Annotated in this window: 27 protein-coding genes; 16 read left to right on the top strand and 11 right to left on the bottom strand. The window is 72.4% G+C overall.

The features are described 5' to 3' along the window. The first annotated feature begins 52 nt into the window (after positions 1-52). The 3 genes from DEJ34_RS02900 to DEJ34_RS02890 all read left to right on the top strand — a co-directional run bounded on the left by DEJ34_RS02900 (position 53) and on the right by DEJ34_RS02890 (position 2,409). Complete coding sequence (locus tag DEJ34_RS02900) at positions 53-832, top strand: SDR family oxidoreductase (protein ID WP_110911404.1); 780 nt, start codon at positions 53-55, stop codon at positions 830-832. Between the two features lie 44 nt (positions 833-876). After that, a complete protein-coding gene (locus tag DEJ34_RS02895) occupies positions 877-1,776 on the top strand; it encodes a VOC family protein (RefSeq protein ID WP_110911380.1) in 900 nt (299 codons plus the stop codon). Positions 1,777-1,842: 66 nt separating this feature from the next. After that, on the top strand, positions 1,843-2,409 hold the full coding sequence (locus tag DEJ34_RS02890) for a GNAT family N-acetyltransferase (protein ID WP_110901114.1): 567 nt from the start codon (positions 1,843-1,845) through the stop codon (positions 2,407-2,409). 148 nt (positions 2,410-2,557) lie between these two features. On the opposite strand, the gene DEJ34_RS02885 is transcribed toward DEJ34_RS02890, so the two are convergent. Next, entirely contained in the window at positions 2,558-3,994 is a 1,437-nt protein-coding gene (locus DEJ34_RS02885) for a catalase (protein WP_502864385.1), read from the bottom strand. A gap of 208 nt (positions 3,995-4,202) precedes the next feature. Then, complete coding sequence (locus DEJ34_RS02880; RefSeq protein ID WP_110911378.1) at positions 4,203-4,727, bottom strand: Fur family transcriptional regulator; 525 nt, start codon at positions 4,725-4,727, stop codon at positions 4,203-4,205. Between the two features lie 165 nt (positions 4,728-4,892). Here DEJ34_RS02880 and DEJ34_RS02875 point away from each other — a divergent pair, with 165 nt between their 5' ends. Together DEJ34_RS02875 and DEJ34_RS02870 are read left to right on the top strand one after the other, a co-directional pair. Further along, complete coding sequence (locus DEJ34_RS02875) at positions 4,893-6,233, top strand: acyltransferase family protein (RefSeq protein WP_110911377.1); 1,341 nt, start codon at positions 4,893-4,895, stop codon at positions 6,231-6,233. Positions 6,234-6,359: 126 nt separating this feature from the next. Then, positions 6,360-7,190, top strand: a complete 831-nt coding sequence (locus tag DEJ34_RS02870) for a cytochrome c oxidase assembly protein (RefSeq protein WP_349775015.1) — start codon at positions 6,360-6,362, stop codon at positions 7,188-7,190. A gap of 242 nt (positions 7,191-7,432) precedes the next feature. Here DEJ34_RS02870 and DEJ34_RS02865 read toward each other — a convergent pair whose 3' ends face one another. Together DEJ34_RS02865 and DEJ34_RS02860 are read right to left on the bottom strand one after the other, a co-directional pair. Beyond that, positions 7,433-9,130, bottom strand: coding sequence for a DHA2 family efflux MFS transporter permease subunit (locus DEJ34_RS02865; RefSeq protein ID WP_258368319.1), 1,698 nt, complete (start codon positions 9,128-9,130; stop codon positions 7,433-7,435). Beyond that, positions 9,127-9,774 (bottom strand): PadR family transcriptional regulator, encoded by a 648-nt coding sequence (locus tag DEJ34_RS02860; RefSeq protein WP_258368318.1) that lies wholly within the window; start codon positions 9,772-9,774, stop codon positions 9,127-9,129. Before DEJ34_RS02860 ends, DEJ34_RS02865 begins: the two co-directional genes overlap by 4 nt. A 139-nt stretch (positions 9,775-9,913) precedes the next feature. Here DEJ34_RS02860 and purS point away from each other — a divergent pair, with 139 nt between their 5' ends. Genes purS through DEJ34_RS02840 form a run of 4 tightly spaced genes read left to right on the top strand, consistent with a single transcriptional unit; the run spans position 9,914 to position 14,230 of the window. Beyond that, positions 9,914-10,162, top strand: coding sequence for a phosphoribosylformylglycinamidine synthase subunit PurS (purS, locus tag DEJ34_RS02855; protein WP_110823495.1), 249 nt, complete (start codon positions 9,914-9,916; stop codon positions 10,160-10,162). Between the two features lie 2 nt (positions 10,163-10,164). After that, entirely contained in the window at positions 10,165-10,860 is a 696-nt protein-coding gene (gene purQ / locus DEJ34_RS02850) for a phosphoribosylformylglycinamidine synthase subunit PurQ (protein WP_110823494.1), read from the top strand. Between the two features lie 47 nt (positions 10,861-10,907). After that, entirely contained in the window at positions 10,908-13,289 is a 2,382-nt protein-coding gene (gene purL, locus DEJ34_RS02845) for a phosphoribosylformylglycinamidine synthase subunit PurL (protein WP_258365775.1), read from the top strand. 5 nt (positions 13,290-13,294) lie between these two features. After that, a complete protein-coding gene (locus DEJ34_RS02840; protein ID WP_258365776.1) occupies positions 13,295-14,230 on the top strand; it encodes a 2-hydroxyacid dehydrogenase in 936 nt (311 codons plus the stop codon). A 196-nt stretch (positions 14,231-14,426) separates the two neighbouring features. Here the strand turns inward: DEJ34_RS02840 and DEJ34_RS02835 are convergent, their stop codons facing one another. Both DEJ34_RS02835 and DEJ34_RS02830 read right to left on the bottom strand, forming a co-directional pair. After that, complete coding sequence (locus DEJ34_RS02835; RefSeq protein ID WP_110911375.1) at positions 14,427-15,587, bottom strand: lactonase family protein; 1,161 nt, start codon at positions 15,585-15,587, stop codon at positions 14,427-14,429. Next, positions 15,584-15,901 (bottom strand): chorismate mutase, encoded by a 318-nt coding sequence (locus DEJ34_RS02830; RefSeq protein ID WP_110823490.1) that lies wholly within the window; start codon positions 15,899-15,901, stop codon positions 15,584-15,586. Before DEJ34_RS02830 ends, DEJ34_RS02835 begins: the two co-directional genes overlap by 4 nt. A gap of 78 nt (positions 15,902-15,979) precedes the next feature. Here DEJ34_RS02830 and DEJ34_RS02825 point away from each other — a divergent pair, with 78 nt between their 5' ends. Then, a complete protein-coding gene (locus tag DEJ34_RS02825; protein WP_220032815.1) occupies positions 15,980-16,384 on the top strand; it encodes a DUF1304 domain-containing protein in 405 nt (134 codons plus the stop codon). Between the two features lie 475 nt (positions 16,385-16,859). On the opposite strand, the gene DEJ34_RS02820 is transcribed toward DEJ34_RS02825, so the two are convergent. After that, positions 16,860-17,876, bottom strand: coding sequence for an iron-siderophore ABC transporter substrate-binding protein (locus tag DEJ34_RS02820; RefSeq protein ID WP_349775009.1), 1,017 nt, complete (start codon positions 17,874-17,876; stop codon positions 16,860-16,862). Positions 17,877-17,980: 104 nt separating this feature from the next. Between DEJ34_RS02820 and DEJ34_RS02815 the strand changes: the two genes are divergently transcribed. Further along, a complete protein-coding gene (locus DEJ34_RS02815) occupies positions 17,981-18,850 on the top strand; it encodes a shikimate dehydrogenase family protein (protein WP_110911374.1) in 870 nt (289 codons plus the stop codon). Between the two features lie 219 nt (positions 18,851-19,069). On the opposite strand, the gene DEJ34_RS02810 is transcribed toward DEJ34_RS02815, so the two are convergent. The 3 genes from DEJ34_RS02810 to DEJ34_RS02800 form a co-directional block, all read right to left on the bottom strand. After that, complete coding sequence (locus DEJ34_RS02810) at positions 19,070-19,450, bottom strand: YchJ family protein (protein WP_110911373.1); 381 nt, start codon at positions 19,448-19,450, stop codon at positions 19,070-19,072. Positions 19,451-19,487: 37 nt separating this feature from the next. Next, a complete protein-coding gene (locus DEJ34_RS02805) occupies positions 19,488-19,913 on the bottom strand; it encodes an organic hydroperoxide resistance protein (protein WP_110890749.1) in 426 nt (141 codons plus the stop codon). Between the two features lie 129 nt (positions 19,914-20,042). Continuing rightward, a complete protein-coding gene (locus tag DEJ34_RS02800; protein WP_110911372.1) occupies positions 20,043-20,627 on the bottom strand; it encodes a TetR/AcrR family transcriptional regulator in 585 nt (194 codons plus the stop codon). 85 nt (positions 20,628-20,712) lie between these two features. On the opposite strand from DEJ34_RS02800, the gene DEJ34_RS02795 reads away from it, so the two are divergent. The 3 genes from DEJ34_RS02795 to DEJ34_RS02785 all read left to right on the top strand — a co-directional run bounded on the left by DEJ34_RS02795 (position 20,713) and on the right by DEJ34_RS02785 (position 23,030). Then, on the top strand, positions 20,713-21,498 hold the full coding sequence (locus DEJ34_RS02795) for an SDR family NAD(P)-dependent oxidoreductase (protein WP_110911371.1): 786 nt from the start codon (positions 20,713-20,715) through the stop codon (positions 21,496-21,498). Positions 21,499-21,643: 145 nt separating this feature from the next. Beyond that, positions 21,644-22,315, top strand: coding sequence for a hypothetical protein (locus DEJ34_RS02790; protein ID WP_110911370.1), 672 nt, complete (start codon positions 21,644-21,646; stop codon positions 22,313-22,315). Between the two features lie 37 nt (positions 22,316-22,352). Further along, positions 22,353-23,030 carry a maleylpyruvate isomerase N-terminal domain-containing protein gene (locus tag DEJ34_RS02785; RefSeq protein WP_110911369.1) on the top strand — a complete coding sequence of 226 codons (678 nt, stop codon included), beginning with the start codon at positions 22,353-22,355 and terminating at the stop codon, positions 23,028-23,030. On the opposite strand, the gene DEJ34_RS02780 is transcribed toward DEJ34_RS02785, so the two are convergent. Then, on the bottom strand, positions 23,015-23,737 hold the full coding sequence (locus tag DEJ34_RS02780; RefSeq protein ID WP_110911368.1) for an NAD(P)H-dependent oxidoreductase: 723 nt from the start codon (positions 23,735-23,737) through the stop codon (positions 23,015-23,017). The genes DEJ34_RS02785 and DEJ34_RS02780 overlap by 16 nt on opposite strands. Positions 23,738-23,803: 66 nt before the next feature. On the opposite strand from DEJ34_RS02780, the gene DEJ34_RS02775 reads away from it, so the two are divergent. Both DEJ34_RS02775 and DEJ34_RS02770 read left to right on the top strand, forming a co-directional pair. Beyond that, positions 23,804-24,535, top strand: a complete 732-nt coding sequence (locus tag DEJ34_RS02775; RefSeq protein WP_110911367.1) for an SOS response-associated peptidase — start codon at positions 23,804-23,806, stop codon at positions 24,533-24,535. A 155-nt stretch (positions 24,536-24,690) separates the two neighbouring features. Then, entirely contained in the window at positions 24,691-25,209 is a 519-nt protein-coding gene (locus DEJ34_RS02770; RefSeq protein ID WP_110911366.1) for a hypothetical protein, read from the top strand. The last annotated feature ends 105 nt before the right edge of the window (positions 25,210-25,314 follow it).

The following is a 25,314-nucleotide window of genomic DNA, read 5'->3' as shown; positions in this document are numbered from 1 at the left end:
TGCCAGGGTGGACCGGACCGCGCACCGACGCGCGGTCGGGACGGAGGCCCGGATGACGAACCGCAGACCACTCGCCCTGGTGACCGGGGTGGGCCGCCGCGCCGGCATCGGTGCCGGCATCGCGACCCGGCTGGCAGCGGACGGCTGGGACCTCGCCCTGAGCTGGTGGGGTCCGTACGACGAGCGGGTGCACGGAGCCGCGGACCCGGAGGGGGTGGACGCGGTCGTGTCGGAGTGCGAGGCCGCGGGGGCTGCCGTGACGCGCCTCCCGGTCGACCTGGCCGACGCCGAGCAGGCGGCCGCGCTCGTCGGCCGGGCCGAGGCGGAGGCGGGCGCTCCGGTGACCGCGGTCGTCATGTCGCACTGCGAGTCGGTGGACTCGGACTTCGCGACGACCACCGTGGAGTCGTTCGACAAGCACCTGGCCGTGAACGCGCGGGCTCCGTTCCTCATCGTGCAGGCGTACGCGCGCCGGCTCCGCGAGGGGGCCGACGCGCCCCTCGACCGGCGACGCGTGATCGCCCTGACGAGCGACCACGTCGGCTTCAACCTGCCGTACGGGACGAGCAAGGGCGCGCTCGACCGACTCGTCGTCGGTGCCGCGATCGAACTCGGGGACGTGCGGGTCAGCGCGAACACGATCAACCCGGGGCCGAACGACACCGGGTGGATGACCGACGAGATCCGGCAGGCCGCCGTGGACCAGACCCCGCTCGGACGCGCGTCGACGCCTCGGGACACGGCCGCGCTCGTCGGCTTCCTGTGCGGGCCGGACGGCGGGTGGGTGAACGGGCAGCTGCTCAAGACCGACGGAGGCTTCAGCGCGAAGTGACGCCTTTCGTTGACGTGTCACCATGATCGGCGCACACTGAGGGCATGCACTCGCAGGACCTCCTCGCCGCAGACACCGGGATGGGCGCCGTCACGCTCCGGGTCGCCGACCTCGACGCGATGACGGCGTACTACCGGGACGGCGTCCGCCTGACGGTGCTCGCGCAACAGGGCGGCCGCGTGGTGCTCGGCCGTCCGGCTGCCGGGGACGCGCCGGGCGGACTCACCGTGCCGGTCCTGGTCCTCGAGCACGAGCCGGCGCTCCGGAACGCCGGCCCGGGGCAGGCCGGTCTGTTCCACACCGCCGTGCTCTTCGACACCCGGGCCGACCTGGCCGCCGCCCTGTACTCCGTCGCCACCGGCTACCCGCAGTCCTTCACCGGCAGCGCCGACCACCTCGTCAGCAACGCCTTCTACTGCACGGATCCCGAGGGCAACGGCGTCGAGCTCTACTGGGACCGCGACCGGACGCAGTGGTCGTGGACGCACGGCTCGGTCGACATGGACACCGTGTACCTCGACCCGAACGCCTTCCTGCAGGAGCACCTGACGGCCGAGGCACTCGAGCACGCCGACGCCCGGCCAGGACGCGTCGGCCACGTGCACCTGTCGGTCGGGGACGTCGCCACCGCCGAGGCGTTCTACGTCGACACGCTCGGCTTCGAGACCACCGCGGCGGTGGGCGGCCAAGCACTGTTCGTCAGCGCCGGCGGGTACCACCACCACATGGCGATGAACACGTGGAACTCGCGCGGGGCCGGACGCCGACAGCTCGCCCTCGGGCTGGGCCTCGTGCGCATCGAGGTGCCGGCCGACGACGACCTCGGCGCGCTCACCGCCCGGATGCGCGACGCCGGCGTGCAGACCGCGGACGACGGTCGGACGGTCGCGTTCGAGGACCCCTGGGCGAACCGCATCGAGGTGACGACCACCGGTCGCGCATGAGCCCCGACCCACCGGCGGCGAGCCCGACCCGCGCGGGCGGCCAGGCGCACCCGGCAGGATGGTGCGATGACTGACGACATCCGGTGGGAGGTGGTCGAGGAGAGCGCGCTGACGCTCACCGACCACGAAGCGATCGCGGCGATGCTGGCGCAGGCCTTCCCGAGCTGGTCGCACTGGTACGTCGGCGGCCGGAGCTGGGCGGGGATGCAGCCCGAACGCCGTGTGGTCGGTCGCACCGAGGACGGCGTCGTCCTCGCCCACGTCGGCATCCGGCGGATGTTCGTCACGGTCGGCGGTGAGGACGTCCTGGTCGGCGACACCGGCCTGGTCGGGGTCGCACCGCGACTGCAGGGCACGGGCGTCGGTCGCGAGCTGATGGACCGCGTGCACGACGTCCTCGACGGCCTCCGCGTGCCGTACGGGTTCCTCGGCGCGGGTGAGGACCGGATCCCGTTCTACGCACACATGGGCTGGCACGAGTTCCCCGAGGCGGTCGGCACCTTCAGCGCCTTCACGGCGGACGGCGCCGGCGTCTCGGAGACCGAGCAGGGCGGGTGGATGGTCCGTCCGGTCACGGCCCGGCTCGAGGACTGGCCGGAGGGACCGATCCTCCTCAACGGCCAGCAGGTCTGACGCCGGGGCACCGGACGCAGCCGGACGCACGGGAGGCGCGGTGCGAGTCGGACTCGCACCTGGGCCCCCGCCGGCCGGTACCGGAGCGTCGCGCCAGCGGCGGTCCGGCCGTGACCGGCGGGGAGCCTCCCGGCGGTTCCCGCGTCGACTACGCCTCGACGGCGACCGCCTCCGCGTCCTCGTTCGAGCCTGGAGCGGTCGGCACGACGGCGGCGCGCACACGGGCACCGAGGTCGGGGTCGACGTTCGTCCAGTAGGCGAAGACGCGCTCGCGCAGGTCGTCACGCGTCACCTTTGAGACGTGTCCGGCGATGTTGCCGACCAGACGCTCGCGGGCGGCGTCGTCGAGCACCTCGCGGTAGAGCGTGCCGGCCTGACCCCAGTCGTCGTCCTCGGGGTGCAGCGTCGCTGCGGAGCGCTGGAGGGCGCCGTCGGACTCCCACCCGGGGACGTCGTCCGTCGCGTTCGGGTCGGCGTGCGCCCCACCGAGCGTGTTCGGGGCGTACACCGGCACCTCGGCCTTCTGGAAGTCGAAGCGCATGGCGCCGTCCTTCGAGTACGAGTGCACCTCGTTCTTCGGGGCGTTCACCGGCAGCTGCGCGTGGTTCGTGCCGACGCGGTAGCGGTGGGCGTCTGCGTAGCTGAAGATGCGCGCGAGGAGCATCTTGTCCGGGCTCGCCGCGATGCCGGGCACGAAGTTCGACGGGGCGAAGGTCGCCTGCTCGATCTGCGCGAAGTAGTTCTCCGGGTTGCGGTTGAGCTCCATCGTGCCGACCTCGATGAGCGGGTAGTCCGCGTGCGGCCACACCTTCGTCAGGTCGAACGGGTTGAAGCGGTAGCTCGCGGCGTCCTCGTACGGCATGACCTGCACCTTGAGGGTCCAGCGCGGGGTGTCACCACGCTCGATGGCCTCGTACAGGTCGCGGATGTGGAAGTCCGCGTCCTCACCGGCGATGCGGTCGGCGTCCTCCTGCGTCAGGGTCGCGTGGCCCTGCTCGGTGAGGAAGTGGTACTTCACCCAGAAGCGCTCGCCCGCGGCGTTGATCCACTGGTAGGTGTGCGACCCGAAGCCGTCCATGTGGCGCCACGACGACGGCAGACCGCGGTCGCCCATGAGCCACGTGACCTGGTGCGCCGACTCGGGCGACAGGGTCCAGAAGTCCCACTGCATGTCGTGGTTGCGCAGGTGGGAGCCCGGCAGGCGCTTCTGCGAACGGATGAAGTCGGGGAACTTGATGCCGTCGCGGATGAAGAAGACGGGAGTGTTGTTGCCGACGAGGTCGTAGTTGCCCTCTTCGGTGTAGAACTTCAGCGCGAAGCCACGGGGGTCGCGCCAGGTGTCGGGCGAGCCCTGCTCACCGGCGACGCTCGAGAAGCGGGCGAGCATCTCGGTGGTCTTGCCCGGCTGCAGGAACGCGGCGCGGGTGTACTGCGACACGTCGTGCGTGACGGTGAAGGTACCGAACGCACCGCCGCCCTTGGCGTGGACGACGCGCTCCGGGACACGCTCGCGGTTGAACTGCGCGAGCTTCTCGACCAGGTAGTGGTCGTGCAGGGCGAGAGGGCCGTCGGCCCCGACACCCATCGAGTGCTGGTCGCTGGAGACCGGGGCCCCGCTGTTGGTCGTGGTGGTGGGCGTGTTCTGGTCGGACACGGTTCCTCCTAGGTGGAACGGTTGGAACGGTTGGAACGGTTGGATCGGTCGGGGTGGCTCGGGTTGGTCTCGGTGGGCGGCGCCGGACAGCGGGCGCGCCTGACGGGGGCCTGCCGGGAGGCCCGTGCGACGTGGGCGGTCAGCCCACGCCGGGTGCGGCGACGGGAGGCGCAGCCGCGGAAGGTGTGGTCGCGGGAGGCGCGGCTGCGGGGACCACGGCACCCGCCGGCTCATCGGCCTCGTCCGCCTGCTCCGCCGCAGCGCACTGCTCGCAGATGCCCCAGTAGGTGACCTCGGCGGTGGTGACCGCGAAGCCGTGGGTCTCCGACGGGGTCAAACAAGGTGCGTGACCGACGGCGCAGTCGACGTCGCCGATCGCGCCGCACATGGTGCAGACGATGTGGTGGTGGTTGTCGCCGGTCCGGCGTTCGTACCGGGCGGGGCTACCGGCTGGCTCGATCCGACGGACGAGCCCGGCGCCGGTCAGCGCGTTGAGGACGCCGTAGACCGCCTGGTGGCTCGTCGTCGGTAGTTCAGCGGCGAGCGCGCTGACCAGGTCGTCCGCCGTGGTGTGCGGGGACGCCTCGATCGCCCGGAGTGCCGCGAGCCGAGGAGCGGTGACCCGGAGTCCGGCTCCGCGGAGGAGTTCGGTGTCGTCGACCATGCGGAGCCTTTCTCTTGCAGCGTTCAAGACAACGCTCACAGTACACGGCGGACGCGCTTCCGACGCCAACGCCACATGCGCGTTGCGGAATACGATGTGTCACGATCCGGTCGCGATCAGCTGAGCATCGCTCGACGGGGGTGGACCGGCCGGTAGCGTCCAGCCATGTCCATGCAGCAGGCCGGCGCGACGCCGGCGAACACCGCTCAGGACGCCCGGGGGACCATCGCGCAGCGGGACCTGGTCGTCGACCTCATCCGGACGGCCTGCGTCGTCCTCGTCGTCGTCGTGCACGTGACGATGGTCGGGGTCGGGTCGGGCGCGTCCGGCATCCGGGTCACGAGCCCACTGCAGGAACTGCCCTGGTACGTCGGGGCGACCTGGGTCGGCCAGGTGATGCCGCTGTTCTTCGTGGTCGGCGGGTTCGCGAGCGCCGTCGGATGGCGCAGCACCGTCGCCCGGGCCGGGCTCGGCGGCGACCCAGCCCGGGACTTCGTCGCGACCCGGCTCGTCCGACTGTTCCGCCCCGCGGTCCCGCTCTTCGTGGTGCTCGCCGTCGGCCTCGGCATCGCCACCGCGGTCGGGACGCCCGCCGACCTGCTCGGCGAGCTCGCCTTCGGCATCGGGTCCCCGCTGTGGTTCCTGGCGGCCTACGGCATCACACAGTGCTGCGTCCCGGTCATGGCCCGGCTGCACGCGCGTGCGCCGTGGCGGACCCTGCTCGCGCTGCTCCTGCTCGCGGCCGCGATCGACTCGGTCCGCCTGGCGTCCGGCATCGTCGAGGTCGGCTTGCTCAACCTCGGCCCGGTGTGGCTGTTCGCCCAGCAGCTCGGGTTCCTGTGGGTCGACGGCTGGTTCGCCCGACGGTCCCGGCTCCTGCTGCTCGGCATCGCCGGCCTGGCGTACGCCCTGCTCGTGCCCCTGACGTCCGTCGGCCTCTGGGCACCGGACATGCTGCAGGACCTCAACCCGCCGATGCTCCCGCTGGCGTTCCTCGCCGTCGGGCAAGCGTGCCTCGTCCAGCTCGTGCACGCACCCCTGACGCGACTGATGGCAACCCGCCCCGCGCAGGCCGTCGTGTTCCTGCTCGGCCGCGACGGCATGACGATCTACCTCTGGCACCTGCCGCTGTTCATCCTGCTCAACGGGGTCGGCCTGCTCGTGGGGCTGCCGTTCCCCTCGCCGGGTTCGGGCGTCTGGTGGGCCACCCGCCCGGTCGCGGTCGTCGTGCTCCTCGCCGCCACCCTCGGTGTCGCCCGCCTGGTCCGTCGCGCCGACCGGCCCCTCCCCCGCCTGACGCCCGGGTCGGACCGCCCGGCGTGGTCCATGTTGGCGGCCGGCGCCGTGTGCACGATCGGTCCCGCGTTCGCGGTCATGCAGCTCCACCTCTCCTTCCCGCTGGCGCTCGTCGGGGCCGTCGCGATCCCGCTGGGCGTGTGGCTCCTCGCGCGCACGGTGCCGGCGGAGGAGGCGGCGACGCCGGTGCCGAGCGCGGGGCGCATGTAGGGATCCTCATACGCCGGGGCCGTGTCGGGCCTCCCGGCCGGAGGAGGATGACTCCCGCAGCGCGACCCCGGGAGGCACCCCACGCCGTCACCCTCCGAGTTCTGGAGCACCTGGCACGTCGACCCCCTGGCGACGACGCTGGTCGTCGTCGCGGCAGCCGTCTACGGCCGCTGGGTCCTCGCCGCCCGCCGCCGCGGCGCGCGCTGGCCGTGGTGGCGGACCGTGGCGTTCGTCGCCGCGCTCGGCCTGTTCGCGACGCTGCAGTCCGGCATCGTGGGACAGGACGACCGCCAGCTCCGGTGGGCGTTCGTCCTGCGGCTCGCGACGCTGTTCTTCGCGGTGCCCGCGTTCGCCGCGGCGGCCGGCCCGCTCGCGCTGCTCCGGACGGGAGGCCCGACCCGCCTGTCCGGGGCCGCCGCCGCCGTCCTGCGGTCCCGTCCGGCACGGCTGCTCGGCAACGCGATCGTCGCGCCCCTGGTGGCCCTGGCCGTGTTCGGCGTCCTGCTCACCCCGCTGGCGGGCGTGCTGCGGCAGTCGTTCCTCAGCACCGAAGCGGTGACCGTCCTCGTCCCGGTGCTGGGCTTCCTCCTGTTGGCACCGCTGTCCGAGGTCGGGGTGCTCCACTCCTCCGCCTTCGCGACCGCCGAGTTCCTGCTCGCGTTCGTCGAACTCGTGCTCGATGCCGTGCCCGCGGTCGTGATGCGGGTGAGCGGCCACGTGCTGGACGGTGCCGGCCGGACCACCCTGCACGTGCCGTGGACACCGTCGCCCCTGCAGGACCAGCACCTGGCGGGCGACCTGCTGTGGTTCATCGCCGAGGTCGCGGACGTCCCCGTGCTCATCGCCCTGTTCGTCCGGTGGCAACGCTCGGACCGCCGCGAGGCCAGGGCCGTGGACGACCTGACGGACGAGCAGATGGCGGCGCTGACGCGGGAGCACCTGCGGCGTCGATCCTGACGGGGGCAGTGGGTCCCGCGCTGCCGGGCTCCCGCGGCGCCACGCCCCGCGGCTCCCGCGGCTGCGCGCCCACGGCCGCGCGCTCCAGGGCCGCGCCCCTCGGCTCGGCCGCTGCGCGTCCGGCTGTTCCCCGCCGCCGTGGTCCCGCGGCGCCGTGTCCGCGCCGCCGGCACGACGGAGCCCCGGCCCCTCGTGCGAGGGACCGGGGCTCCGGTGGCGCGACGAGCGCGGGCGTCGTGCGGCTAGGCGCCCGCGTGCTTGCCGTGGTGCTCGGTGGTGGCGAGCTCCTCCTCGGCGGTGGTGGGTGCCGGCGACGAGGCGTGCGCGGCGACGTGGTCCCGCTGCCCCGTCGTGGGACGGCCGCCCGCGACCTGGCCGCCGCCGACCTGACCGCTGTCGGCCTGTCCGGCCTCGACCTGTCCACCGTCGGGCTGCGTGGCGACCGCGCCGGTCTGCTTCCACGCGGCCGTCTGCTTCGGCTTCGACAGGAACAGTGCCGCGACGATCGCCGCGATGAGCACGACGGCCGGCAGGACCAACGACTGGCCCATCGCCCGCGAGAACGGGTCGAGCAGGAAGCCCGGCAGGGACCCCGTCTGCTCGGCGCTGATGCCGGACCCACCGGACCGGCTGGGGAACTCCGCGCGGATGCGGGCCTCCATGAGGGCGGCGATGCCGGCGGAACCGAGCACCGCACCGATCTGACGGGTGGTGTTGTAGACGCCCGAGCCGGCGCCGGCGAGCCGCGGCGGCAGGTTGCGCGTCGCGGACACGGAGAGCGGTCCCCACATGCAGGCGTTCGCGAGCCCGAGGAGCGCGCTCGGCAGGAGCACCCAGCCCCAGTCGGCGTTCGCGGCGATGAGGGCGCCGAACCAGAACAGCCCGCCGGAGAAGCAGGCGAGGCCGAACGAGGCGACCCAGCGCGGGCTCCAGATGTTCAGCCGCTTCCCGACGTAGGGCGCGAGCGCGGCCGAGAGGACGGCCTGCGGGACCAGGAGGAGCGCGGCCTGCGTCGGCGAGAACCGGAGCACGTCCTGCGCCCACAGCATGATCGGCAACGCGAAGGACGCGATGGCGACACCGACCGCGGTGATCGCGATGTTCGCGAGGGTGAAGTTGCGGTCCGTGAACAGGCCGAGCGGGAGGAGCGGCTCCCCCTTCTGCACGCCCTGCCAGACGACGAACGCGGCGAGCACCACGATGCCGGCGATGATGAGCGACCAGACGGAGATCGGACCGGTGATGGTGCCCCAGTCGTAGGTCTCGCCCTCCTGGATGCCGAAGACCAGCAGGAAGAGCCCGACCGCGGACAGCACGACGCCGAGCAGGTCGAAGCGGTGACGGTTCGTGGCGAAGGACGGCACGAACTTCTGCGCGAGGACGAACGCGACGACGCCGACGGGGACGTTCACGAAGAAGATCCACTCCCAGCCGAAGCCGTCGACGAGCAGGCCGCCGAGGATCGGGCCGACGAGCGAGGCGACACCGGCGACGGCACCCCACAGGCCCATGGCGGCACCGCGGTTCTGCGGCGGGAAGATACGGGTGATGACGGCCATCGTCTGCGGGGTCATCATCGCGGCACCGAGGCCCTGCACGACGCGGGCGAGGATGAGCACCTCGATCGAACCGGCGAGCCCGCACCAGAGGCTGGCGAGCGTGAACACGACGAGGCCGACCTGGTACAGCACCTTGGGGCCGAACCGGTCGCCGAGGCGACCGGTGATGAGGAGCGGGACGGCGTACGCGAGCAGGTACGCACTCGTCACCCAGATGACGGCGTTGATGTCGGCGTCGAGGGCCTGGGAGATGGTCGGCGTCGCGACCGAGACGATCGTCGAGTCGACGAGGATCATGAAGAAGCCGACGACGAGTGCCCAGAGCGCTGGCCACGGCTTCTTGCCGTGCTCCAGGTCGGCGGCGGCGGAGGCGGATGTCATCGAGTGGTGTCCTTGCTGTTCTGGAGGGGTTCTGCGCTCTTCGGCACGGCGCCCGTGCTGTTCTGGACGGGTTCCGGGACGGCCGGGCCGTCCCAGGGGACGTCACCGCGCTCCACGCGGTCGGCGATGGCACTGAGCCACTCGAGTTGCGCGGTGAGCATGGCACGCGCGTACGACACGTCGAGCCAGTAGCGCTCGGCGAGGCCCTTGGCCTGGAGGCCCGTGGCGGCGTCGTCGTACCCGTCGCGCTGGGTCCGCAGTGCGGCGATGCGCGCCCGGAGCGCGGCGGCCACGTCCTCGACGGGGAGGTTGTCCACGTGGGACACGGCGAGCCCGAACTGCGGGTACTCGTCCGCCGGCTCGGCGACCATGCGGCGGAGGCCCGCCTCGAGCGCCGTGCGTCCGGCGTCCGTGATCGCGTAGGTGGTCCGTTCGGGCCGGTTGCCCGCACGGTCGGTGCCGACGACCTCGGCGTACCCGAGGTCCGCCAGGCGGCCGACCTGGTGGTACAGCGTGCCCGGTCGGACCTTGACGTTCCGGTCCTCACGACGCTGCAGCATCGTCTGGAACATCTCGTAGGGGTGCATCGGCGCCTCGGCCAGCAGGCCGAGCGCCGCGAACGCCAGTGGCGTCAGGTCGGGCACGGGGCCTCCGGGTGTTCGATGCTGATTGTTCGAAGTGGAACATACGCCTTCGAACAGTCATCCACAACTGCTCCGGCGGGTCGTGGGCGGCACCTAGACTGTTCCTGTCCCCACCCGACCCCTGTGCTGGAGTGAACACGTGCCAACGATCGTCGTCGAGGTCATGCCGAAGGCCGAGATCCTCGACCCCCAGGGCAAGGCGGTGGGCAACGCCCTCGCCCGGCTCGGCAAGAACGACCTGACCAACGTCCGCATCGGCAAGCGATTCGAGGTGTCGGTCGACGGCCCCGTCGACGACGCCAAGCTCGCCGAGGTCCGTGAGATCGCGGTCGACGTCTTCTCGAACGCCGTCATCGAGGACGTCGTCTCCGTGAGCGTGGTCGAGTGACGATGCGCATCGGGGTCATCACCTTCCCCGGCTCGCTCGACGACCGCGACGCCCAGCGCGCGGTCCGCCTCGCCGGCGCCGAGCCCGTCGCCCTCTGGCACGGCGACCACGACCTGCAGGGCGTCGACGCGATCGTCCTGCCCGGTGGCTTCTCGTACGGCGACTACCTCCGTGCCGGCGCCATCGCCGCGAAGGCCCCGATCATGGCCGAGGTCATCGACGTCGCCGGCAAGGGCATGCCCGTGCTCGGCATCTGCAACGGCTTCCAGATGCTCGCCGAGGCCCGCCTGGTGCCCGGCGCCCACACCCGGAACGCCCACCAGCAGTTCATCCGGCGCGACCAGGTGCTCCGCGTCGAGAACGCCGACACCGCCTGGACCGCGGGCTTCGACGCGCAGCAGGAGATCACCATCCCGCTGAAGAACGCCGACGGCCGGTTCGTCGCCGACGCCGACGAGATCAAGCGCATCGAGGACAACGGCCAGGTCGTGTTCCGCTACGTCGGCGTGAACCCGAACGGGTCGATCGACGACATCGCCGGCGTCTCGAACGAGCGCGGGAACGTCGTCGGCCTCATGCCGCACCCCGAGCACGCGACGGAGCCCGGCTTCGGCCCGGACACCCGCGCTGCCATGGCCTCCGGCACGGACGGCCTGACCTTCTTCACCTCCGTGATCGAGCGCGCGCTCGTCAAGTGACCGCGACTCCAGCGCCCGCGACTCCAGTGACAGGGAACGACAACACCGTGACCACGCCCGTCCGCCCGAAGCCCGACACCGTCCAGGACGCCGCCGAGACGCCCGACAAGGAGCAGCCGTACGCGGCCCTCGGGCTCAAGGACGACGAGTACGCGAAGATCCGCGAGATCCTCGGCCGCCGCCCCACCTCGGGCGAGCTGGCGATGTACTCGGTCATGTGGTCCGAGCACTGCTCGTACAAGTCGAGCAAGAACTACCTCCGCCAGTTCGGCCAGAAGGTCACGCCGGAGATGAAGAAGAACCTGATGGTCGGCATGGGCGAGAACGCCGGTGTCGTCGACGTGGGTGACGGCTGGGCGGTGACCTTCAAGGTCGAGTCGCACAACCACCCCTCCTACGTCGAGCCGTACCAGGGCGCTGCCACCGGTGTCGGCGGGATCGTCCGCGACATCATCTCGATGGGTGCACGTCCGGTCGCGGTCATGGACCAGCTCCGCTTCGGCGCCGTCGACCACGAGGACACCGCGCGCGTCGTGCACGGTGTCGTCGGCGGCATCTCGTTCTACGGCAACTGCCTCGGCCTGCCGAACATCGGCGGCGAGACCTACTTCGACCCGGTGTACCAGGGCAACCCGCTCGTCAACGCCCTCGCGGTCGGTGTCCTCCGTCACGAGGACCTGCACCTGGCGAACGCGTCCGGCGCCGGCAACAAGGTCGTGCTCTTCGGTGCCCGCACGGGTGGCGACGGCATCGGCGGCGCGTCGATCCTGGCGTCCGACACCTTCACCGAGGGCGGCCCGACCAAGCGTCCCGCCGTCCAGGTCGGCGACCCGTTCGCCGAGAAGGTGCTCATCGAGTGCTGCCTCGAGCTGTTCCAGAAGGAGCTCGTCGAGGGCATCCAGGACCTCGGAGCCGCGGGCATCTCGTGCGCGACCTCCGAGCTCGCGAGCAACGGCGACGGCGGCATGCACATCTCGCTCGACGACGTCCTGCTGCGCGACCCCTCGCTCACGGCAGAGGAGATCCTCATGTCGGAGAGCCAGGAGCGCATGATGGCGGTCGTCCGCCCCGACAAGCTCGACGCCTTCCTGCAGGTCGTCGGCAAGTGGGAGGTCGAGACGAGCGTCCTCGGCGAGGTCACCGGCACCGGCCGCCTCGTCATCGACTGGCAGGGCCAGGAGATCGTCAACGTCGACCCGCGCACGGTCGCCGTCGACGGTCCGGTGTACGACCGCCCGGTCGCGTACCCGACCTGGATCGACGCACTGCAGGCCGACGGCGCCGAGTCGCTCGACCGCCCGGAGACCGGCCCCGCCCTCAAGGCGCAGGTCCTGCAGCTGCTCGGGTCCCCGAACCTGTCCTCGAAGAACTGGGTCACGAACCAGTACGACACCTACGTGCTCGGCAACACGGCGCTGTCCTTCCCCGACGACGGCGGCATGGTCCGCGTCGACGAGGAGACCGGGCTCGGCGTCGCGATCGCCACCGACGCGAACGGCCGCTACTGCCAGCTCGACCCGAAGCAGGGCGCTCGTCTGGCCCTCGCCGAGGCGTACCGGAACGTCGCCGTCACCGGCGCCGTCCCGGCTGCCGTGACCGACTGCCTGAACTTCGGCTCCCCCGAGAACCCCGAGGTGATGTGGCAGTTCTCCGAGGCCGTCGAAGGTCTCGCGGACGGCTGCATGGAGCTCGGCATCCCGGTGACCGGCGGCAACGTGTCGTTCTACAACCAGACCGGTGACACCCCGATCCACCCGACGCCCGTCGTCGGCGTGCTCGGCGTGATCGACGACGTCGCCAAGCGGATCCCGTCCGGCTGGCAGGACGACGGCCACAACATCTACCTGCTCGGCACGACGAGCCTCGAGCTCGACGGGTCGGCCTGGGCCGGCACCGTGCACGGGCACCTCGGCGGTCGCCCGCCGGCGGTGGACCTCGGGCGCGAGAAGGCGCTGGCGGAGCTCCTGGCCGCCGCGGCCGACGAGCAGCTACTCACGAGCGCACACGACCTGGCGGACGGCGGCCTCGGCCAGACCCTCGCCGAGTCGGTCCTGCGCTTCGGCCTCGGCGCCCGGGTCGTGCTCGACGAGCTCGAGTCCCGCGACGGCGTCGACACCGCGACCGCACTGTTCTCCGAGTCGACCGGCCGCGTCATCGTGACCGTGCGCCGCGAGGACGACGTCCGCTTCCAGGGCCTCTGCAACGGCCGGGGTTACCCGGTCCTGCGCATCGGCGTGACCGACGCCGCGTCGGGCTCGCTTGAGGTCCAGGGTGCGTTCGAGGCGACGATCGACGAGCTCCGCGACGCACACCGCGCCACGCTGCCGTCGCACTTCGGCGACGTCATCCAGGAGAACGTGACCGAGGGCTACGTGGGCCGCGGCCCGCTCGACTCGCACGGCGCGTTCTCGCCCCGCACGGACGCCTGAACCCGGTGCCGATCGTCACGCTGCCCTTCCAGGAGCTGGTCGACCGGTTCGGTCCGGTGCCCGACGGCATCGAGCTGGACGTCTGGGACGTCGAGGCGCCGTACCCCCGGGCCGAGCAGGTCGCCATCGCCTTCCTGCCGTTCTACTTCGGTGGACGGCACCGGTGGCAGTACGTGCACGACCTGCCGAACCTCGAGCTGCTGCAGCTGCCGAGTGCCGGGTACGAGTGGGCGATCCCGCACGTCCCCGGTCACGCGCACCTGGCGAACGGCCGCGGCATCCACGACGACGAGACGGCGGAGCTCGCGGTCGGCCTGGCGCTGACCTCCCTCCGCGAGATCGCGGTGTTCCAGTTCGACCGGGTCGAGCAGCGGTGGGACTCGCGGGAAACCCGGTCCCTCGCCGACCGTCGGGTGACCGTCGTCGGCTACGGCGCGATCGGTTCCGCCATCGCCACCCGGTTCGAGGCGTTCCGCACCGAGGTCACCGTCGTCGCGCGCACGGCCCGCGTGCAGGACGGTCGTCAGGTGCACGCCTTCGGCGACCTGCCGGAACTCGCCCGCACCACGGACGTCCTCGTGCTCATCGCGCCGCTCACCGACGAGACCGAGGGACTGGTCGACGCGGAACTCCTCGCGGCGCTGCCCGACGGCGCCCTCGTGGTGAACGTGGCGCGCGGCAAGGTCGTGGACACGGACGCCCTCGTCGCCGAGCTGCGGTCCGGTCGGCTCTCGGCGGCGCTCGACGTCACCGACCCGGAGCCGCTCCCCGCCGACCACCCGCTGTGGACGACGCCGAACACCGTGCTCACGCCGCACGTCGGCGGCAACACGGACCTCAGCGTGCCGCGGTCCCTCGACCTGGTGCGCCGGCAGGTGTCGGCGCTGGCCGAGGGCCGGCCGTTCGAGAACCTCATCGAGGTCCCCGTCCACCAGGGCTGAGCCTCCATGCGGGCGCGGCCGCGGACGCGGCCGCGCCGGCTTCCCGACGGGCGCGACCCGCTCCCGGCGGCCTCGGGCGGGCCCCGCAGACGCGACCCCCGCCTCCCGGCGGACGCGGCCGACCGCCCGACGGGCGCGACTCGCCCCCCGCCTGATGCGGCCGACGTCCCCGGACGCGACCCGCGCCTCCCGGCCCTCAGCGCTCCTGGAGCGGGATGATGCAGGTCGGGCTGCCGACCGCGATCTGCCCGACGGCGTCGCCCGGTACACCGTCTGCACCGACCGGCAGCACCGCGACGGCGTCGGACATCTGGTTCGCGACGAGCAGGTAGCCGGGCACATGGGCGAAGTGCCGCGGCCACACGCCACCGGCCGACGCTGACCCGACGAACTGGAGCCCGCCGTCGGACGCGTCGAACACGACGATCTGGTCGCGCCCCCGGACGGCCACCGTGACGAGGCCGTGCTCGTCGACCTCGACGTGGCTGAGCAGCGAGGTGTCGACCGGCCCGTCGAAGGCGGCGGCAGCGCAGACCTCGCGGAGCGAGCCCGACTCGTCTCGCCGCATCCGGTACACGCGACCGTCGAGCTCGCCGGCGACGACGAGGTCCCCGTCGAACCAGGCCATGTGTCGTGGTCCGGATCCGGGCGTCAGGTGGTGGACGCGCAGCGGCTCGATCGACACCGAGGCGGCATCGGCCACGACACGGAACTCGTGCAGGGCATCCCCTCCGAGGTCGGCGACCAGGACGGTCCCGTCCGGCGTGGCGATCGACTGGTGGGCGTGCGGGCCCTCCTGGCGGTCCTCGACCGGTCCGGTCGCGTCGGGCAGGAGCACGGTGGCGACGGCTGCGTCCGGCAGCGCCGCGGACACCCCGGTCCCCCGGCCGGCGATCCCGTGCCCCGAAGCCATGCCGTCGGCAGCGGGAGCCGTGGCCGTGGTGCCGCCGACGATGCCGTCACTGGCGGAGACGGAGGCCGCGTAGGACTCCGCTGCCTCGAGCGACACCGCGGTGACCGTGCCCGAGACGTAGTTCGTGACGACGAGTGCCCCGGACGGGTCGACCCGGACGTGGCACGGCGCGTCCCCGCCGGCGGGCGCGTCCCACAGGTGCTCGAGAGCGGACCCGGACCGGCGGAACGCGTGGACCCCGCCGTCGGTCGTCTCCGACACGGCGTAGACGCGGTCCCCCGACACGGCGAGGAAGGACGGGTCGTCCAGCACCGCGACGGTCGAGGCGACGAGGGTGGCCTCGCCGGCGGACTGCCCGGGACCGACGATCGAGATGCCCGTCGCGTTGCCCCCGCCGGTCGCCGTGTAGGACCCGACGAGCAGGTGCAGGTCGGGCAGGGTCACAGCTCGCCGACCGCGATGCGCTCGTGGTGGTGGATGACCTCGGCGACGATGAAGTTGAGGAACTTCTCCGCGAACGCGGGGTCGAGGTGCGACTCGGCCGCGAGGGACCGCAACCGTGCGACCTGGATCTGCTCACGCGAGGGGTCGGCCGCCGGCATGCCCGCCGCGGCCTTGAGGTACCCGACCCGCTGCGTGTACTTGAAGCGCTCGGCGAGCATGTGGATCACGGCGGCGTCGATGTTGTCGATGCTCTGCCGGATGCTCTGCAGTTCGGCGACGGCGTCCTCGTCGTTCGTGCTCGGGGCCTCGTTCATGCCCCGAGCCTACTGACCGAGCGCGGCCGGGACGAGGGGCGGACCCGAGCACCCATCGACTGCTGAGATGATGTCCTCATGACGGTTCTGCTCGCCATCTCCGGCGTCTTCGCGGTCCTGGCGGGCCTCGTGCACGTGTACATCTTCTTCCTGGAGTCCGTCGCGTGGACGAGCCCCCGGGTACGCCGCATCTTCGGCATCGCGTCCGACGCCGACGCGCAGGCCACCCGCGCGATGGCGTTCAACCAGGGCTTCTACAACCTGTTCCTCGCGATCGGCGCGGTCCTCGGCGTCGTGCTCGTGCTCGCGGACAACGGCGCGACCGGCTGGACGCTCGTCGTGTTCTCCTGCGCGAGCATGCTCGGTGCCGCGGTCGTCCTCGCGGGAACCGGCCGCAAGTACCTCAACTCCGCGTTCGTGCAGGGATCGTTCCCGCTCATCGCCCTGCTCTTCGCGTTCCTCGCGTCCACGTTCGGTGCCTGAGCTGGCACGGCCGCGGCGGCTGCGAGTGGCGCCACCGGGCCCCGCGCAACAGAAACCGGCTCGAACCGCGGACTCCCGCAGTTCGAGCCGGTTCTCGTTGTGCCAGGCCGGTCGACGCCTGGCGCCGCGCCCCCGCCGGGAGGCCCGCCCCACCACGCTCGGGCCGCCGCCGGTCCGCCGGTACTAGCCCGCGCCTCCCGGCCGTCCAGCCCGGCGTCGCCGCCGCGCCGCCGCGCGCCCCGGCGCCTGCAAGCGGCGCCACCGGGCCCCGCGCAACAGAAACCGGCTCGAACCGCGGAGTCCCGCGGTTCGAGCCGGTTTCTGTTGTGCGAGGGCGTTCAGCGCCGCCCGATCGCCGGCCCGCCGACCGCCGACCGCCGACCGGCGGACCGCCGACCGGCGGCGCCGCCCGATCGCCGGCCCGCCGACCGCCGACCTGCGGTCGGCACCAGCCAGCGGCGCCAGCCCGCCGGCGTCAGCCGAGCTTCGCCGCGAACTCGTCCGGCAGACGCTCGAGTGCCCACTCGATCGCCGCGGTGGTCCCGAGCGAGAACGCCGTCGAGACGTCCGAGTCGTCGATCACGATGGCGTGCCCGGCCTCGACCGACGGCACCTTCTTGAACAGCGGGTCCGAGGACGCCTTCGACGCCTCGACGTAGATCGGCAGCACGACGGTCAGGTCCGCGTCGAGCAGGTCGAGGTTCTCGTTCGAGAGCGACACCGAGAACTCCTTGCCCGCAGCCTCGTCGATGGCCTTGGGGATCTCGAAGCCGAGGTTCTGCATGAACGTGGCGCGGCTGTCGCGGGAGGCGTACACGCCGAAGCCCTCGGACGTGTACGCACCGATCGCCGCGGTCTTGCCCGCGAACTCGGGGTGCGCCTCGCGCGCGGCGGCGTAGGAGTCGTCGAGGTCGCTGAGGAGCTTCTTGCCCTCGTCCTCCTTGCCGAGTGCCTTCGAGATCATGTCGACCTGCTCCGTGGTGGACGCGAGGTAGTTCTCGCCGCCCTTCGGGATCGCGACGGTCGGGGCGATGGCGGACAGCTTGTCGTAGCGGTCCTTGTCGCCCGAGCTCTTCACGTCGAGGATCACGTCGGGCTTGAGCTTGAGGATCTCCTCGTAGCTGGGCTCGAGCGTGTCGATGATCTCCGGCGCCTTGTCGTAGGCGCCCTTGAGCCACGGACCGACGCCTTCGCCACCGAAGGCGAGCCAGTCGCTGGCGCCGACGGGCTGCACGCCGAGTTCGAGTGCCGTCTCGGCATCACCCCAGCCGAGGGCCACGACGCGCTTCGGGGCGGAGTCGATCGTCGTGGTGCCGAGGCCGGTCGTGATGGACACCGGGAAGGCCCCGTCGGACGAGCCTCCGCCGGAGGACTCGGACGAGGACGGGCTCGACGAGGAGCAACCGGTGAGCGCGAGGGAGACGGCGACGACGGCACCGGCCGCGGCGAGCACGCGCCCGAGGCGGCGCTTGGGGAGGGAGGTACGGATCACGAAGGGTAGCCTAACCTAAGCGCCGCTTCCCCGGGGTTCCGTGTGACGCCCGCGGACAGGCCGACGCCCGCGGACAGGCCGACACGCGCGGCTAGGCTGCCGACGTGGCAGCCTTCCCCGACGCCGACCGGACGCAGCTCGCCGTCCTCGGCTCCCCCATCGCCCACTCCCTCTCCCCCGCGCTGCACGCGGCGGCCTACGACGTGCTCGGCCTCCCGTTCTCGTACGGGAGGCACGAGGTCGCGTCCGGCGGGCTCGCCGCGTTCGTCGCGGGGCTGGGTCCGGAGTGGCGCGGGCTGAGCCTGACCATGCCGCTCAAGCGCGAGGTGGTGCCGCTCCTCGACCGGACGACCCCGCTCGTCGACGAGCTCGGGGTCGCGAACACGGTCGCGTTCCGCCACGAGGGCTCCTCGGTCGTCCTCGCCGGCGCGAACACGGATGTCGAGGGGATCGTCCGCCCGGTCGCCGCACTCGGTCACGTGCCCGGCGAGGCCGTGATCCTGGGTGGTGGAGCGACCGCGGCGAGCGCCCTCACGGCGTCCCTGCGGCTCGGGGCCGCACTGGTGCGGGTGTTCCTGCGCGACACCGGCAAGGCGGGTGACCTCGTCATGCTCGCCGCCCGGCTCGGGGTCACGCTCGAGGTGCACCCCCTCGACGAGCTCGCGTCCGCCGGGCCGATGGGCTTCGTGGTGTCGACCCTGCCGGGAGGCGCAGCGGACGACCTGCCGCTCGTGCCGTCCGGGCCCGACGCGGTGCTGTTCGACGTGGCCTACGAGCCGTGGCCGACCCGGGCCTCCACGGCGTGGACCGGAGCGGGTGGGCGCGTGCTGAACGGCCTCGACATGCTCAGCGAGCAGGCGATCGGGCAGATCCGCTTCTTCCTGACGGGGGATGAGGACGAGCTCCTGCCGTTCGAGGCCGAGGTCCGTCGAGCGATGCGCGCTGCCGTGGGCCTGACGCCGACGATCGGCTGACCCGCGCCCGTCGCGCCCCTCACCGCGGGACGCCCCCGTCTGCCCGGGACGCCGCCGGACCGGGCCCGCGAGACGTCACGCCCGAGCCCGCGAAACGCCCCCGTCAGTCTTCGACGCCGCCGAGTGGCCGAGACGCCGCTCAATACGGCGGCGTCTCGGTCAGCTCGCGGCGCTTCGGGCAGACGCCCCGTCTCGCGCGCACCGGCCGAGCCTGGGCGGTCAGGCCACGACACCGTCGACGTAGTACCAGCGGCCGGCCTCGCGGACGAACTCGCTCGTCTCCTCGAGCGTCCCGCGCTCGGTGTCGGTGCGCCACCACGCGCGGAACGTGACCGTGCCCGCGGTGTCGAACGGGCCTCCCGACCGGGTCGCGACGATGTCGAGCCGCGTCCACCGCTGCGCCGGGTCGAGGTCCAGCGTCACCGGGCGCATGCTCGGGTGCCAGCTGTCCAGGAGGTACCGAGGCAGGCCGAGCGCGAAGGCGGAGAACCGTGAGCGCATGAGCCGCTCGGCGGTCGGAGCGGGCGCGCCGGCGTGCAGGGGTCCGCAGCACTCGTCGTAGGGGTTCCCGCTCAGGCAGGGGCAGCGCTCGGTGCTCACCGCTCCAGCCTAGGGAGCGGCGAGCACCGCACGAGCATCAGTCGACGAGCGAGAGCGTCACCGTGATGTTGCCGCGCGTGGCGTTCGAGTACGGGCAGATGGTGTGTGCGAGCTCGACCAGGCGCTGCCGCGAGGTGCCCTCGACGGCGGGCGCGTAGACGTCGAGTTCGACCGCGAGGCCGAAGCCACCCGTGCCGTTGCCACCGATGCTGACCTCGGCGGAGACCTCGGCGCCGGTGGTGTCGAGCTCGAGCTGCTTCCCCGCGACGTGCAGCGCGCCGAGGAAGCACGCGGCGTACCCGGCGGCGAACAGCTGCTCGGGGTTGGTGCCCTCGCCGCTGCCACCCATCTCCTTCGGCGGGCGTGTGTCGAGGTCGATGCGGTCGTCCTCGGTGCGGACGTGTCCGTCGCGGCCACCCCCGGTGGCGTGGGCGGCTGCGGTGTAGACGATGTCGAGAGTCATGGCCCCAGGTCAGCGACCGTCACTGGACGATCGCTGGGGAGGCGCGGGACGGCGCTGCTCGTCGGCCCGGCTGGCGAGCGGCGTCGGGCGTGTCCGGACTCCCGCGCACGCGAGCGTCCGGCGGTCGGTTCAGCTGATGAAGGTGTCGACGAGCGCCGTCGCGTCCTCGACGACCGACCGCTCCCACTGCTGCCGGGTCTTCCGGATGCGCGTGACGACCAGACCGTGCAGGGCGATCCAGAGCAGGTCCGCCTGCAACCGTTCGTCCCGGTCGCCCGCGGGCAGGCCGACGAGGAGGGCGTCGAGGCGGCTCTGCAGTCGGTCGATCCCGGACTCGACCGTCGCCGGGTCCTCCAGCAGGTCCCGCCCCTCGAACAGCAGCTGGTACGCGCCGGGGTTCGCGACCGCCCAGGTGACGTACGCGCTCGCGGTGGTCCGCAACGCCGTGGCGCGGTCGTCGGTCGACTCGCTCGCGCCTGCGTCGTCGATCGCCGTGGTGAGCGCGGTGAGGCTCTGGCTGGCCACGGCGATGAGAAGTGCCTGCTGGGACGGGAAGTGTCGGTACACGGCGGTCGCCGAGACGCCACAGGCACGCGCGGTCTCCCTGAGGGACGGCGGGGTGACGGCCAGGCGCTGCGACAGCAGGTCCGTCGCGGCTGCGAGGAGGTCGTCCCGCAGCTGGTCGCCCGTGCGGGTACGCGACGTGTTCGTCATGGAGCAACTGTTGCACGGAGGAGAGGTTGACACCCGTTAACCCATGCACGTAGGTTTACACCCGTCAACCTCGAAGGAGCAGTCCATGGACCACACCGACACCACAGCGCTCGTCACCGGCGCGAGTTCCGGCATCGGACGCGAGTTCGCCCGTGCCCTGGCCGCGCGCGGAGCCGACCTGGTGCTGGTCGCGCGCCGGGCCGACGTCCTCGAGGATCTGGCGCAGTCACTCCGGGCTGCGCACGGAAGGGTGGTGACCGTCGTGCCGCTCGACCTCACGCAGCCAGCGAGCGGCACGCGCCTGCTCACCGAACTCGACCGGCTGGGCGTCCGCGTGGACACGGTGGTGAACTGCGCCGGCATCGGTCTGACCCGCGACTTCGTGGACAGCACGCCGTCCGAACTCGAGGACCAGCTCGCCGTCAACATCGACGCCGTCGTCGACGTGTGCCACGCGTTCCTCCCCCGGCTCGTGTCCTCCGGCCGCGGCGTGCTGCTCAACGTCGCGAGCCTCACGGCGTACATGCCGACGCCGGGGATGGCGGTCTACGCAGCCTCGAAGGCCTTCGTCCTGCGGTTCACCGAGGCGTTGGCGTACGAGTTGCGCGACGCCGGGGTCACCGTCATGGCCTTCTCGCCCGGTCCGACGAAGACCGAGTTCTACCGGAACTCCGGCACGGACGAGGGTCGGGTGCGCTTCGAGACGCCCGAGCAGGTCGTGGCGGCCGCGTTCCGGGCCCTCGACAAGCCGACGCCCCCGGTCAGCGCCGTCTCGGGCAGTGCGAACACGCGGACCAGTCGCATCGCGCCGCTGCTGCCGCGGCGGACGGTCCTGCGCCTGGCCGACTCCTCCCCGAGGACGACGGCCTGACCTCGTCGCTGCACCGGGACGGCCTGACCTCCCGCTGCACCGAGCGTCGGCCGAGGCGGCACGAGCGCTCTGGGCGTGCGACTTCCGTCCGCGGTCGTCGGGCGGGCGCGAGACATCCCACAGCGCGAGCAGGTAGACAGGACACGTGTTCCGACTGGGGTGGCAGGTGGTGCGCGCGCGGTTCCGTGAGGACGTGTCGCCGAAGCGCGTCCGCCGCGCGGTGATGTTCGGCATCGTCGTCGGCGTCCTGGCAGGGGTGGTGCTCGGGGTGACGGCAGCGCACACGGGATGGGCCGGTGCGGGGACGGCACGCTCCACCGTGGTCGTCATCTCCACCGCACTGGCGGCCGGGTTGCTGACGATGTCCTGCTTCCCGGTGAAGCAGACCGCTGACCCGCCGGCCACGATCAACGGCCGGCAGGTGCGTCCGGACACGATGCGCCTGGCCCGTCACTCCGTCCAGCGGTACCTGCGTCGACGCATGCCACAGGTGCTCCCCGAGGACCGCGACGCCGTGCTGCAAGACACGGCCATGATGCGACGGACCCTGGTGGTCGACGTCGTCCGGGCGAGCCCCGGGCTGACCGGCCTCGCGCTGCTGGCGCTCGCAGCACTCGTGGTCAGCGAGGGGCGGGCGCTCAACGTCATCGTGGTCGCGGGGTACACGTGCTTCATCCCGACCTACGTCGTCCGCCTCGGACGGGCCGAGCGCGCGCACCGCGCCGCCGCGGCCCTCCCGCCGACGGAGCACACGGCCTCCGGCCCGGCCTGGAACCGGTTCCCGTCGGGCTCGAAGATCGACCTCCCCGGAAGCTGACCGTCACGGGCAGCACCTGCCGCGGCAGGATGAGCCCATGGACACCCGCGCACTGTTCGCCGCCACCGCGCAGGCATTCGTGGACCTCGTCGCCGCGCTGCCCTCCCCCGCCGAGGACGCAGCGCTGTGGTCCGCGCCGGCGCTCGGCGTCTGGGACCTCCGCGCGCTCGTCGGACACACCAACCGGGCGCTCGTCACGGTGGCGACGTACGCCACGGCGCTCGACCACCACCACACCGGCCCGGAGTCCCGACGCACCACGACGACCGCGACCGACCTCTCCGACGCGGTGGACTACCTCTGGACCGCGACCGGCACGGCGACCGACCCGGACGAGGTCGCCGCGCGCGGTGTCTCGGCCGGGGGCTCGCTGGGCACCGATCCGGCCGCCGCGGTGTCGGCCGCTCGCGACGACGCCCTGGCTGCCCTCGCGGCGGTCCCGTCGGGTGCCCGCATCTCGGTGGTCGGCGACCTCCGCCTGCCGGTCGAGGAGTACCTGCGCACCCGGATGGTCGAACTGGTCGTGCACGGCAGTGACATCACGCGCGCCGCGGGCGCAGCGGGCACCACGGTCCCGTTCGCCCCGCCGCAGCCAGCGGTGGTCGCCGCCGCCGTGCTGCTCGCCGAGGTCGGGGCGCACCGCGGCGACGGCCCGCTGCTGCTCGCCGCCCTGACCGGCAGGGGTCCCCTGCCGGCGGGCTACTCCGTGCTCTGACCGTCAGCCCCGACGACACCGGCAACCCCGACGACACCGGCAGCCCCGACGACGTCGGCGGCACCACCGACACCGGCAGCACCAGCACCACCGACACCGGCAGCACCATCGACGCCGACCGCACCGCTGACGGCCCGCGCGATCCGCTGGACGGCACCGTCGACGAGGGCTCGTCGAACCGCGTCGTCGTCCTGCTCAGACTCGTGCACGAACGTCGTCGCACCGCGAACCGCTCCGCAGTAGTCGACGATGCCGTGCTCGATCTGCGTCCGGATCGCCTGCTCGTAGCCGTGCCGCTCGTACGTCCCGGCCGCGTCGCCGGCGACCGGCAGCAGGTGCACGGTGAGGCGGCCGAGGTTCCGCCGCGTCCCACCGGCCGGGTCGACGTCGAACGCCCAGCCGTTGACGAAGACGCGGTCGACCCAGCCCTTCAGGAGCGCCGGCATCGACCACCAGTAGACGGGGAACACCAGCACGAGGTGGTCGGTGGCGTCGAGCCGCTGCTGCTCGCGGACGACGTCGTCGGGGAGCGCACCGGTGGCGCGGTAGGCGTCCCGGTCAGCGGGGCCGAAGCGCGGGTCGAACCCCTCGGCGGCGAGGTCGACCAGCTCGACCTCGCCGGGGTGCAAGGCGGCTTGCAGCTGTCGGGCGATGCCCGCCGTGAGCGAGTCCGGGTCGGGGTGGGCGGTGACGATGAGGGTCTGCACGGCCGTCAGTCAAGCGGACCCGGCTGAGCCCGGACCGACGTCGGCGGGTCCGGGCACACTGGTCGCATGTGTGGCCGCTTCGTCGTCTCCGACACCACCGCTGACCTCCTGCCCGAGCTCGTCGGTGAGCTCGCCGCGCGCACCGAGCACGTCGACGAGGACACCGGCGAGGTGCGCACCGGCCTCGCGCCGAGCTGGAACGTCGCGCCGACCGACCCCGTGTACGCGGTCCGGCAGCGGCACGGGCAGCGCGAGCTCCCACAGATCAGCTGGGGTTTCGTGCCGAGCTGGGCGAAGGACTTCGCCAAGCAGCGCCCGAAGCCGATCAACGCCCGCATCGAGACCGTGGCGACGAGCGGCATGTTCAAGCGGGCCTTCGCCACGAACCGCTGCATCGTCCCCGCGCAGGGCTACTACGAGTGGGTCGTGCGCGAGGACGGCAAGGAACCCCACTTCGTGCACGAGCCCGGCGGGGCGCTGGCGATGGCGGGCGTGGTGAGCGCCTGGCCGGACCCGACCAAGCCCGAGGACGACCCGGACAAGTGGCGCCTGTCGCTCGCGATCATCACGCGGGACGCCCACGTGGCCCCGGGCGAGGTGCACGACCGCATGCCGGCGTTCCTCACCCCCGACGGCTACGACGCCTGGCTCGGCGAGGGTGCCGGCACGGACGACCTGCTCACCCTGCTCGACCGGGAGTCGCTCGAGGTCGCTGCCGGCCTGCAGCAGTACGAGGTCGCCCGCACGGTGAACAGCGTCCGGAACGACGGCCCGCACCTCATCGACCCGGTCGCCTGAGCCCGCGGGTTCGGCGACCGGGCGACGGGTCCTCGTGAGACCGGTGTGACGGCGATCATCACAGGCCGACGACCTCGAAGAGTGGGGTTCTCCCCACCCGCATCACGGGAGGTGGCCGCATTCTCCGGGACGACGCCCGCCGGGACGATGGACGCATGACCTCGACGCAGCCCACCACCACGCAGCCCACCGCCGCCCGTTCCGAGCGCTCGGCCCTGACCTCCGCCGCCGGCGTGCTCGGCATGGGCATCATCGTCTTGGCCCTCGCTGGGTGCAGTGTCATCACGCCGTACCTGCCCGAGCAGGAGGCGCACTACGACACCTACTCCGATGCCCCGTCGAAGGCGAACTCCGAGGACGTCGCCTGGTTCATGCCGTCGTGGGTCCCGGCAGATGCGGAGGACATCGACGTGCGTCTCCACACGAGCAAGCCGGGCTACGTCATCCGCTTCTCGTCGGCCGACGGCGTCGACACGAGTGCATGTGAACCGGTCGAGGGCGCGAAGGGTGGCCCCGCGATGACAGCAGACTTCCTGCCCGACCGGCTGCCGACGACGTCACTCGTCACGTGCGGTGACGGACGACTCACCACCGAGATCGACGGCCGCTGGTACGGCTGGACCCCGGTCGAGCCGGTGGCGTCCGGGGAGAACAGCACCCTCCGCACCGGCTGAACCGCACGACAGGTCCCACCTGACCGACGGGCGCCGCCGACGGACGGGAGGCCCGACCCCTGCGAGCCTGTCGACTCACGGAGGTCGGGCCTCCCGACCGGTGTT

The sequence above is a fragment of the Curtobacterium sp. MCPF17_050 genome (assembly GCF_003224435.2).
Taxonomy (GTDB): domain Bacteria; phylum Actinomycetota; class Actinomycetes; order Actinomycetales; family Microbacteriaceae; genus Curtobacterium.
The sequence above is the reverse complement of the archived record's forward strand: the minus strand, read 5'-3'. Positions and strand labels throughout refer to the sequence as shown.